The 11,080-nt window shown below is 60.1% G+C and carries 9 protein-coding genes; 3 read left to right on the forward strand and 6 right to left on the reverse strand.

The genetic code is table 11. The features are described 5' to 3' along the window. Positions 1 to 156: 156 nt before the first annotated feature. The 5 genes from J2Y83_RS10450 to J2Y83_RS10470 form a co-directional block, all read right to left on the reverse strand. Positions 157 to 1,782 (reverse strand): methyl-accepting chemotaxis protein, encoded by a 1,626-nt coding sequence (locus J2Y83_RS10450; RefSeq protein WP_253394992.1) that lies wholly within the window; start codon positions 1,780 to 1,782, stop codon positions 157 to 159. A 198-nt stretch (positions 1,783 to 1,980) separates the two neighbouring features. Further along, the gene (locus J2Y83_RS10455) at positions 1,981 to 3,324 is read right to left on the reverse strand and encodes a TolC family outer membrane protein (protein ID WP_253394994.1); all 1,344 of its coding nucleotides are present in this window, start codon (positions 3,322 to 3,324) and stop codon (positions 1,981 to 1,983) included. A 23-nt stretch (positions 3,325 to 3,347) separates the two neighbouring features. Beyond that, on the reverse strand, positions 3,348 to 4,865 hold the full coding sequence (locus J2Y83_RS10460; RefSeq protein ID WP_253394996.1) for a DHA2 family efflux MFS transporter permease subunit: 1,518 nt from the start codon (positions 4,863 to 4,865) through the stop codon (positions 3,348 to 3,350). Continuing rightward, complete coding sequence (locus J2Y83_RS10465) at positions 4,862 to 5,929, reverse strand: HlyD family secretion protein (RefSeq protein ID WP_253394999.1); 1,068 nt, start codon at positions 5,927 to 5,929, stop codon at positions 4,862 to 4,864. Before J2Y83_RS10465 ends, J2Y83_RS10460 begins: the two co-directional genes overlap by 4 nt. 259 nt (positions 5,930 to 6,188) lie before the next feature. Beyond that, the gene (locus J2Y83_RS10470; protein WP_253395001.1) at positions 6,189 to 6,917 is read right to left on the reverse strand and encodes an AraC family transcriptional regulator; all 729 of its coding nucleotides are present in this window, start codon (positions 6,915 to 6,917) and stop codon (positions 6,189 to 6,191) included. Between the two features lie 300 nt (positions 6,918 to 7,217). Between J2Y83_RS10470 and J2Y83_RS10475 the strand changes: the two genes are divergently transcribed. Continuing rightward, positions 7,218 to 7,868, forward strand: coding sequence for a hypothetical protein (locus J2Y83_RS10475; protein ID WP_247398601.1), 651 nt, complete (start codon positions 7,218 to 7,220; stop codon positions 7,866 to 7,868). Here the strand turns inward: J2Y83_RS10475 and J2Y83_RS10480 are convergent. Next, positions 7,830 to 8,039, reverse strand: a complete 210-nt coding sequence (locus J2Y83_RS10480) for a phosphomannomutase (protein WP_253395003.1) — start codon at positions 8,037 to 8,039, stop codon at positions 7,830 to 7,832. The two genes, J2Y83_RS10475 and J2Y83_RS10480, sit on opposite strands and share 39 nt — an antisense overlap. A gap of 336 nt (positions 8,040 to 8,375) precedes the next feature. Between J2Y83_RS10480 and J2Y83_RS10485 the strand changes: the two genes are divergently transcribed. After that, positions 8,376 to 8,816: a low molecular weight protein-tyrosine-phosphatase gene (locus J2Y83_RS10485; RefSeq protein ID WP_247398609.1), complete on the forward strand. Its 441-nt coding sequence runs from the start codon at positions 8,376 to 8,378 to the stop codon at positions 8,814 to 8,816. Positions 8,817 to 8,854: 38 nt separating this feature from the next. Beyond that, complete coding sequence (locus J2Y83_RS10490) at positions 8,855 to 11,074, forward strand: polysaccharide biosynthesis tyrosine autokinase (protein WP_253395005.1); 2,220 nt, start codon at positions 8,855 to 8,857, stop codon at positions 11,072 to 11,074. Positions 11,075 to 11,080 lie beyond the last annotated feature (6 nt).

Raw genomic sequence — 11,080 nt, forward strand, 5'->3', positions numbered from 1 at the left:
GGACTTCTGATTCGCCGCCCGCAGCGGTTGCAGGTCGGCGGTCGGCGATCGTCAAAGGCTTCGCTTACCTGCGCCTGGAGAAGGGGGCGGTGCGCAGTTCACGTTATGTCCATTGCATTGGGTGGCGTGTCGGTCTGTCTGGGCGAGCCCGCAGGATCAGGTACGAAAGCGCCCCACCAGCCCGCTCAGTTCGGCGGCCAACTTCGACAGTGCATGGCTTGCCGCGTTGGTCTGCAAGGCGCCCGCTGCCGATTGCGCCGACAGGTCGCGGATCGCCACGAGGTTGCTGTCCACCTCACGGGCAACCTGGGCTTGCTCTTCGGCGGCACTGGCAATCACCAAGTTGCGCTCATTGATCTGGCCGATGGCGGCGAAGATATCCTCCAGCACTACCCCCGACGCCTGCGTGATCTCCAGCGTGCCTTGCGCCCGCGCCGTGCTGCTGCGCATCGAATCCACCGCCTGTTCGGCAGTGCTCTGCACGCTCGCAATCATCTGCTCGATCTCGCGGGTCGACTCCTGAGTGCGGTAGGCGAGGGTGCGCACTTCGTCGGCCACGACCGCAAACCCCCGACCGGCTTCACCCGCCCGGGCGGCTTCGATCGCTGCGTTGAGGGCCAGCAGGTTGGTCTGCTCCGAGACGGCTCGGATCACGTCCAGCACCTTGCCGATGTTGCGCACTTCATCGGCGAGGTGCTGGATACGTTCGGCGCTGCCCTGAATCTCGGCGGTCATCGATTGCGTACCGTTGATGTTCTCGCGTACCTGCTGACGGCTTTTTTCTGACAGCGTATTGGAGGCGGTGGCCGCTTGCGAGGTAGACACCGCGTTGCGCGCCACTTCTTCGACCGCACTGGTCATCTGGTTAACGGCGGTTGCGGCCTGTTCGAGCTGCATGTCCTGCTGCTGGAGGCCACGGTTACTTTCTTCGGTGACGGCGTTGAGTTCTTCAGCGGCCGAGGCCAACTGCGTGGCTGAGTCAGCGATCTGGATCAGTGTTTCACGCTGGCTGGCTTGCATGCGTTGGAGCTCAAGGAACAACTCGCCAATTTCGTTGCGGCCAGGCGAGACGACCTCGCGGGTCAAATCGCCCCCGGCAATGCGCTTGAAGTGCTCGCCGGCTGCGCGCAATGGGCGCAGGACGGTGCCCGAGATGAATATCCAGCAGACGACAGCCAGTGCCAGGGTCAGCAGGATCAAGGCAATGGCCAGGGTTTGCGAAGTCTGTAGCCGCGCAGCCGCCTGCGTGTTGATCTCCTGAGTACGGGCATCCAATGCGCCGACCAGCTTCATGCGAATGTCCTGGAGCTTGGTCATGCTGTTGCCGGCATCGATGTTGACTTGAAAATACTGTTTGGCGGAGCGCGCGCGAGCGGCGGCGCGCTGACCGACGATGGCCACGCCGTATTCGGCGAACGCATGCTTGAGATCTTCGGCGAGGGCCTTCAACTTCGGGTCACGCAAGTCTGTGGTAGAGGCATTGACCTTGGCGATGGCTTCACTCCAGATCGCCTCGCTGCGAACCAGCCGGGCTTCAGCGTCATCGAAACGCTCGCCGACGGTCTCGATGAACGCCGAGGACACGTTGGCGCTGGTACGGATTGCCAGCAGCAACGCATTGTTGATGCCGTCGATTTGTCGCGAGGTACGCCCCAACTCGTCAATCTGATCGTAACTGAGTACCGCCGACCGCCAGCCGTTAAGGGTCGAAAACAACAGTGCAATGGCGAACAGCAGTAGCACCCCGATCATGCCGGTGCGAATTTTCAGATGGGCAAACATGGGAGTACTCCGCGGACCACTTGATTGATATTGATCGAACTATCCGCATTCATCCCCGGAACTTAAATGGCAGAAGTGGAAACCCGTTCGATTATCGAACCAAGCGTTCAAGGGGTCGGGTGCGCGGGCTGAGTGGGGTTTGCGACGCAGCCGTTTCACCCGCTTCGCTGACAAGCCGTATGGCATGCCCGCAAGGCTTCAATCCAGCAGGCGACTGACCTCCCGCAGACGCACGTCGTTCAGGTTCCCCGTAGACGCCAGCAGGTTCAACTGCGCGAGCAGAATTCCATAGCGCTGCTGGGCCAGACGTTGCTGGGTATCCGTGACTTTCTGCTGTGCGTCCAGCACATCCGTGTTGATGCGCGAACCGGCCTCAAAGCGCTGGGTTACCGACGTGAGGTTGACTTGGCTGGATTTCAGCGCCTGCTTGAGCGCCCGGTATTGGCTCATGCCGCTGGTCACTTGCAGGTAGGCCTGGCGGGCCATCAGCCCGGCGTTGCGGCGCGCGTCTTCGAGCTCATCCAGGGCCTTGCTCTGCAACGCATGGGCTTCACGCACGCGGCTGCTGGTACGGCCACCGCCATACAGTGGCACGCTCAGTTTGACCCCGACCACCGTGTGGTTGTAACGATTCTCGGGCAGGGTGACGTCGTACACTTCGCCGCCCACCGAGGCAAAACGGCCATGGGCGGCGATCAGGTCAAGGGTCGGCAAGTGGCCGGCTTGTTCCTTGTTGATGTCCTTTTCGGCCAGGCTCAGGGCAATCTGCGCCTGCTGCACGGCGAGGTTGCCTTGTTGCGCGGTGGTCGCCCAGGCGTCGATGGCGGCGGGCACCGGGGCACTGAATTGCGGCTCCTTGCCCGACCACGGGAGCGCCTGGGCGGCAGTCAATTGGGTGAGGGCTTCGGTGGCGATATCCAGCGCGCCGCGTGCGGCGATTTGCTCGGCGAAGGCCTGGTCGTACTTGGCCTGCACCTGTTCGAGCGCGTTGTGGGTGCTGGCGCCATCGGCCAACAAACGCCGGGTGCGGTCCTGGCTCTCCTGCAGGGTTTGCAACTGTTGCGTGCGGGTGTTGAGCAGTTCCTGGTTGAGCAGCACATCAAAGTAGGCGCGGGCGACACGCAGCATCAGGTCCTGGCGCGCCTGTTCGGTCTGTATTTCGCTGACGCTGATCAACAGTTTGCTTTGGTCGTGGGCGATCACCTTCTGCCAGCGCAACAACGGTTGGGTGAGGACCACGGCATAGGCGTTGGTGTTATTGCGGTTGCGATGGTAGTCGGACGAATCCTCGGCATCGACCCAGGCCGCGCCGCCGGTGAGTGACAGGTCCGGCAACAGGTTGGCGCGGCTTTGCGGTTCTTTTTCCGCCGTGGCCAATTGTTGCGCCTGTGCGGCGGCGAACTTCATGTCGTGGGTCAGCGCCTTCTGGTACAGCTGGTACAAGTCTTCCGCCGAGGCGTTGGCCGGGCAGCAGGTGAGGGTGAGGCCGCACAGGAAAGTGAGCAGTGTGATGGGGTCGAGATGCAGCCCTGGAATACGCAAGGGGATGTGCTCCACTGGAAAATTTATCGGCTGAGGGTGCTTCTGCGCATCATCAGTACCATGGGAATGCCGATGGCCATGACCGCCCCCAACGTGCCGAACAGCATGCTGAAGGCCAGCATTTGCGCTTGTTCACGTGCTTGCAGGTAAGGCATCAGCGCCAAGGCTTGTTGATGGCTTGCAAGGTTCAGGGACAGAAACAGCGGGTTGGATTCCACGCCGCCCCAGCCACTGGCAACCAGGCTGGACTCGGTCACATGCTCGGACAGCAGGCGATAGCGCTCCCACGAAAACCGCGTGAGCAGGGTCGCGGCAATGGCGATGCCGACGCTGCCGCCCAGTTGGCGCATCAGGTTGAGCACGCCCGAGGCGCCCGAGATCAACGTCAGCGGCAGACGGCGCATGGCCAGGTTGGTCAGCGGTACGAAGATCATGCCCAGGCCCAGGCCGCGAATCACCAGGGGCCAATAGAGCGTGTCCGGGTTACTGTCGAGGGGGAATTGGGTGTGCAGGAACATCGCGTAGCAGTACATGACGATGCCCAAGGTCACGAACACGCGCTCGTCGATCTTGTTTTCCTGGGACAGCTTGCCGATCACCAAGGTGCTGATGGCACTGGCCACCGCCCCGGGGAAAATCACCAGCCCGCTCTGGTACGCGCTCTGTGCCAGCAACGTCTGCAAAAACAGCGGCACCATGAATAAGGTGCTGTACAGCCCGAAGCCCACGCAAAACGCGCAGATGCAGCCCATCAAAAACTCGCGGTTCTGAAACAGCGCCACATTGACGATCGGGTTGGTCGCGCGCCGTTCCCACCAGAAGAACCCCACCAGGCTGAAGCTGCTGAGCAACAGACAGGCGACCGTCCAGTTGGATTCCATCCAGTCCCAATGCTCGCCGCGCTCCAGCAGGATCTGCAGGCTGCCGACGCCCAGGGCCAGCAGGCAGAAGCCGCTGTAGTCGACGCTGCTGGGTTTGCTTTCATTGGCTGAATCGCCGATGCACAGCCAGCACAGCAGCAGGGCTACGGCCCCGATAGGCACATTGATCAGGAATATCCAGTGCCAGGACAAGGTGTCGATCAGATAGCCGCCGACGGTGGGGCCCAACGTCGGCCCCATCATCACGCCAACGCCGTACAACGCCATGCCGCTGCTGACCTTCTCCTTGGGGAATACGTCGTAAATGATTGCCTGGGAAATCCCCAGCAACCCGCCGCCCGCCAAGCCTTGCAGTACGCGGAATGCCACCAGTTGCCAGAGTTCGGCGGAAAAGGCGCAGCCCACGGATGCCAGTACGAACACCGCCGTGGAGACCAGGTAATAAGTGCGCCGCCCAAACCAGGCCGACAGCCAGCCGCTGACCGGCAGGATCACCACGTTGGCCACCACGTAGCCGGTAGACACCCAGGAGATTTCATCGACCGACGCCCCGTAGGTGCCCATCAGGCTGGGAATCGCTACGTTGACGATGGTGACGTCGAGCAGCTCCATCATCGACACCAGCGTCACGGTCAGCGCAATCAGGTACGGCGACCTCATAGCGTTTGGCTACCGTGCTGTAGCGTGGCGACTTCGACGAAGGCGCTCATGCCGGGGCTCAACAAGGCTTTGTAGTCATCCGTCACGTCTTTGAGGGCAATCCTGACCTGGACGCGCTGCACCACCTTGGTGAAATTGCCGGTGGCGTTCTCTTGAGGCAGCAGTGAAAACTTTGCACCGGTAGCCGGTGCGAGGCTTTCGACCACCCCGTCGAATGTGTGCCCGGGAAACGCATCCACGCTGACTTTGGCGTGCTGGCCGACTCGCACGCGCCCGACCTGGGTTTCCTTGAAGTTGGCGGTAATCCACAGTGGGTCGGTGGCAATCAGGCTCAACAGCTTCTGCCCGGCGACCACAAATTGGCCGGGTTCCACTTCTTTTTTCGAGACAATACTGCGCACCGGCGCGGTTTGACGGGTGTCGTGCAACTTGATCCGGGCCTGTTCCAGTTCGGCTTGCGCCGCCGCGATCCGGTAGTCCTGCACCTTGAGTTCGGCTTTGTTGGCCAAGGTGCTTTGCGCGGCAGCCTGGGCATTGCTGCGTGCTACTTCCTGGGCGTGGCTCAGGGCGTCGAAACGCGCCTTGGCCACCTCAAGATCCTGGGTGCTCAACACGCCTTGGGCGCCCAGGCGGCGGGCGCGCCCATAGTCGTTGCGCGCCTGCTGCAGATTGGCGCTGGATTGTGCCAGCGCCGCTTGCGCCGCCTGGCGCATCGCGACCGCGCCGAGGACCTGGCTGTCCAACGCGCCCGGGCCGCCGCCACGCCCTGCGGCGGCAAGCAACGCCTGCCATTGCGCCTCACGCTGCTCGACCTGGTATTGATATTCGCTGTCGCGGATCTGAAACAGCAGATCACCGCTTTGCACCGTGACGTTGTCCGTCACCGGCACGCTCACCACCACCCCCGAGAGCTTGGCGCGCACCGGAATGATCACGCCATCGAGCTCGGCGTTATCGGTACTCACGTAAGCGTTGGAATACTGCCAACGCTGCCAGCCGAGCAGCAGTAACCCACCGACCACAACGCCGCACAGTGTCAGTTTTATCAATTTACCTTTGGTCATGTCCTGTTCCCTGTGGTCATGCGAGGCGCTCAAGCAGTGAATCACCGAGTGCGCGTTTGCCACCGGTGAGAAGGACGGTCGATGCTTCCTGCGGAGTCATAGAAAGAATTAACGGCGCGTTCCACCGAATCCCGGGCATGGAGCCCCCTGGCGAACACGCTTGTGTTCACTGTCGTTGGCGCTGAGGGGCTTGGTGACGCAGGCAATCAGCGCTTAACGTTTTCGCGAATAAGGCCCGATCGATATTGGTTTTTTAATATCAGTGCGTCTTGAACGAAACGCTTGTCTTTCGCAAAACCATGGCGGCGGTGCGGGGCGTCATGCCAATCATGCGGCGCATCATGCGGGCTAAGTGCGCCTGGTCGGAAAAGCCGCCGTCGGCGGCGGCGTCCGACAAGCTGGAGCCGTCAGCGAGGGATTTGGACGCTCGCTCGAGTTTGTTCCAGATGATCCATTGGGAGAGGGACACGCCCATCTGGTGCGTGGCGACATAACGCAAACGCGGGCCGGACAGGCCGACTGCATTGGCGGCGCGGCTGACGGAGCCAGGACCGTCGTGGTCCAGGCGCAGAATGTTCAAGGCTTTGTAGAGGCGTTGGTCGATGGGCGACACAATCGCCAGCAATCGCCCCAGGGCTTCGACGAACTGGGGCAGGGAGGTGGTGCGGTGAAAGCACTCCAGCAGTTCGTCACTGGCCAGGGCAATGCCATTGTCTTGCAGCAATGCGTTGAGCGCACGGCCCAACGGGGTGTCCGCGTTGACGTACACAAAGGCCACCGGATGACTATCGGCCACGGCGCGGTGTTCGACATTGGGCCCGATGATCACGCCGGCCGCACGGATCAGCTGGCCGGGCAGTTCCAGGGTGACTGGCTGGTGTACGCCGATGCACAACTGAATCGCAACATGAGAATGTGCAGTGTTTTGATCCGCGCGACCCATGTAGCCGGCCCATGAATCACCAAAGGTAACATTGCCATCCCACATGTAAGGTCTTCCTGACTCGGAGGGTGAATAGTGCGTGTGCAGGGTAGGCCTGCACAAATCTTGATTCAAGCACTGGGCGCCGGGTCTCTCTGCGACGCTGCGCGCATGCCTCCCAATTTGATACAGGTTTCGTCGTATTCGCTAGCAGGGTCGGATGGTTCTCTTGCCCACGCACGTCGGGTTTTCGCGCGCTGCGGGAAAGGGTTGCAAGGGTTTTAGTCTGACCGTAGATAACGTTGTATTTTTCCCAGGCCTGCGGTCAGATGGGCGCGGAAAATTAGTGGGTCAGGTTGGTCACTCATGCGCGCAGAACTCGCACACTATGGCGGTATTACCGTCATGATTCCGGCCGCGCTGGTCATCGCTGTGTGGCTGCGCTATTCATCGCCGCAGGCGTTCAGGTGGTGGGTAGTCACCGTCACTTGCACTTATTCAATCGTGGCGTTCAGCAAGTTGCTGTTCAAGGGCTGGGGCGTTTCGTTTCAACACCTTGATATTGCCGTGCTCAGTGGCCACGCCATGAACACGTGCCTGATGGTCACCGTGGCAATGAGTTTGATTGCACGCCAGTTCAACCTGGCCTTTCGCTGGCCGGCGGCGCTCGCCGGATTGATCGCCACCGGCTGGTTCAGTGCTTATTGTGTCGCGCCGTATATTCACCCTCTGAACGAGGCGTTGGCGGGCGGGTTATTGGGCGCTGTGGCTGCGCTGGCTTTCTTGTGGCGAATAGACGTCGCGCCGGTCAATGTGCCGCCGTCGCTGATCGGCGCTGGGCTAGTGGTCGTGTTATTGAGTGCGCTGGCGCCCAAGTACAACGCCGAGCGCCTGCTTAACCATTTAGCCGTCAGCGTCTCGGGGGCGCAACACGCCCACCAGGAGCCCGCGTGGCGCGCCTTGACTGGCCGTACAGGTTCACGAGTGCCCCTCGGCGCTGAAGATGTGCGCCAGTAACTCGTCGGTCTTGGCTTGCATGAAATGGCGGTCGCCACGGCTTTCTACGCACAGGCATACGGACAGGGGATTACTGACTTGCAACTTGAAGCGCCAGTCAGCGAAGACCATGGACAGTCCGGAGCCGGACTCGTCGAAGTCTAAAGAGTTGCCGGCATATAACACGTGCATACGCTCAACTACCGTTGTCGAGTTGTCGACGTTGAGATGAATGTTTCCCGAAGAAGGGAATAGGCCAATACGCTCTACGAGTAACTTTGAACTTTTCATGGCCGTGCCCCGTCGCTATGTTCAGTGGGCACTTTATTATGAAGAAGAACAAAAGTAAGCGAATGTTATTTTTAGTCAGACAATGCAGTTGTTGTTATTTATTGTCCTGCTCGATAGATGGTCGCCCTCTGTCAGCTGTGATCATAATTAAAGGGTCGTAAGTTATCTATTCTTGGAAGTTTGAGATAAGGCAGTCCCTTTGCCGATTTATTACTGTGCGGTGTGTGGGAGGTTGCCTTGTTCAAAAAAGTTTTGATCGTGTGTATTGGCAATATTTGCCGCAGTCCCACTGCGCAACAACTGCTGGGGGCCGCCCTTCATTCATCCGGTATCAAGGTGAGTTCGGCGGGCCTGGCGGCTTTGTCTGATCACCCGATGGAGCCCACGGCAGACGAAGTCCTGCAAGAGCATGGGCATGCTCCCCAAACGCACAGGGCCCGGCAACTGAGCGTCGAGGCCGTGAGCGAGGCTGATCTGATTCTGGTGATGGAAAGGCATCACATCGACGGTGTACTCAACCTCGCTCCCGAGGCCCGGGGCAAAGTGTTCCTGCTGGGCAAGTGGCAGCAAGAGCTTGAAATCCGGGACCCGTATCGACAGGGAAAGCCGGCCTTTGTGCAGGCCTATGCCTTGATTGAGCAGGCGGCACACGCCTGGGCACAGCGCTTGGCGCGATGACGCCCCTTTTAATGATTACAAGGACGAAGACTCGATTTATGTATTCACCCCAGAACGCCTCTGCTGACAATCCGCACCGTGACGAGATCGATGTACTCGGCATGCTGGGCACCCTGATCGATCACAAATGGTTGATCGCTGGAGTCACCGGTACCTGCATGTTGATCGGCGCAGCCTACGCAGTCCTGGCGTCTCCGGTGTACCAGGCCAACGCCTTGATCCAAGTGGAACCGAAGAAAAACGACATGCTCGGTTTCTCCGATGTGAGTAGTTTGTTGGGCAAGGAATCACCGGCGGTGACTGAGATCGAGCTGATCAAGTCGCGCACGATCATTGGCAAGACGGTCGATACCTTGAAGTTGGACATTACCATCACCCCCCAGCACTTCCCGTTGATCGGCGGTTTTCTTGCCCGGCGCTATGCGCCACAAACCCCGGGCGATATTGCGTCGCCGCTGTTCGGCATCAGCCGATATAACGCGGGTGGTGAGCGCCTGAGTCTGGCGACGCTGAAGCTGCCGGCCGCATTGTTGGGTACCACACTGGTGTTGGTGGCCGGAGATGACCAAAGCTATCAACTGTTTGACGAGGACGGCCGGCAGATCGCTGCGGGCCGCGTCGGCGAGCCGTTCGCCGAGGATGGCGTGGAGGTGCTGGTCGAAGCCCTGCGGGCTAACCCGGGTGCGCGCTTCAAGATTGTACGCAAACCACGCCTGGATGCAGTGGCTGATTATCAGGACCTGCTCAATGTGGTGGAGCGCGGTAAGGAATCGGGAATCATCAGCCTATCGCTGGAGAGCACTCACCCGGCCTTGGCGGTGCGCACGCTGAATGAAATTTCCAACCTGTATGTGCGCCAGAATGTTGACCGCACTTCGGCCGAGGCGGCGCAGAGCCTGGCGTTCCTCAATGATCAATTGCCACAGGTGCGCCGCGACTTGGAGAAGGCTGAAAGCGCGCTGAATCGCTTTCAGACCCGTAGCAAATCCATCGACATTAGTCTCGAAGCCAAGGCCGTGCTCGATCAGGTGGTTGCCCTGGACACCGGGATCTCCGAACTCAAGCTGCAACAGGCCGAAATGGACCGCAAGTTCACTCGTCAACATCCGGCTTATCGCGCGTTATTGGCCAAGCTTGATGAGCTCAACGGCAAGCAGGCGCAATTGACCAAGCGGATCGAGGGTCTGCCCAGCACCCAGCAAGAACTGTTGAGCCTGACCCGGGATGTGCAGGTGGGCACCGAGATTTATACCCAACTGCTCAATCGTTCCCAGGAACTGGATGTGATGCGGGCCGGCACCGTGGGTAACGTGCGTTTGATCGACAGCGCCGACGCAAACATCAGCAAACCCGTTGCGCCGCGCAAGGTCATTGTGGTGCTGCTGGCGATGCTGCTCGGTGGCATGTTTTCGGTGGGACTGGTGCTGGTGCGCAGCCTGCTCAATCGTGGCTTGGAAAACCCCGATGACATCGAGAAGCTCGGCTTGCCGGTATATGCCTCAATCCCATTCAGTCCGTTGCAAAAGACCGCGGAAATCCGTGCCCTCAAGGGCCGCTCGGCGATGCCGCAGCTACTGGCCCTGAATCATCCTCATGATCTGGTCATGGAGGCGATGCGCAGCCTGCGCACCAGCCTGCATTTCGCGATGCTGGAGGCGAAGGACAATCGCCTGATGATTTCTGGCCCCAGCCCGGAGGTGGGCAAGACGTTTGTCTCGGCGAACCTGGCTGCGGTGGTGGCCCAGTCCGGGCAGCGGGTACTGCTGATCGATGCGGATATGCGCAAGGGCTATATGCACAAAATGCTCGGCACTACCGCGCAAAACGGTTTGTCGGATCTGTTGGTCAAACGGTGCCAATTGCAGGAGGCGATTCAAAAAACCGATTTGGAACTGTTCGATTTCATCGGGCGCGGGCAGATTCCGCCCAACCCGTCCGAATTACTGATGCACCCCAATTTTGCTGTGTTGTTGGCCGAGGTCAGCGAGCTGTATGACCTGGTGATCATCGATACGCCGCCATTGCTGGCGGTGACGGACGCCGCCATCGTCGGGCGTCAATCCGGTACAAGCCTGCTGGTGACCCGTTTTGGCGTCAACTCGGCGAAGGAAGTCGAGTTGACCCTACGGCGCTTCCATCAGAACGGTATCGAGCTCAAGGGCGCAATCTTCAATGGTGTGGAAAAACGCCGCTCTGCCAGTTACGGCTACGGCGACTACGGCTACTACCACTATGCCTACCACTCTGACAAAGCCTGACGACTT

Origin of the sequence: Pseudomonas marginalis, from assembly GCF_024169655.1 — a bacterium.
GTDB lineage: Bacteria > Pseudomonadota > Gammaproteobacteria > Pseudomonadales > Pseudomonadaceae > Aquipseudomonas > Aquipseudomonas paraveronii.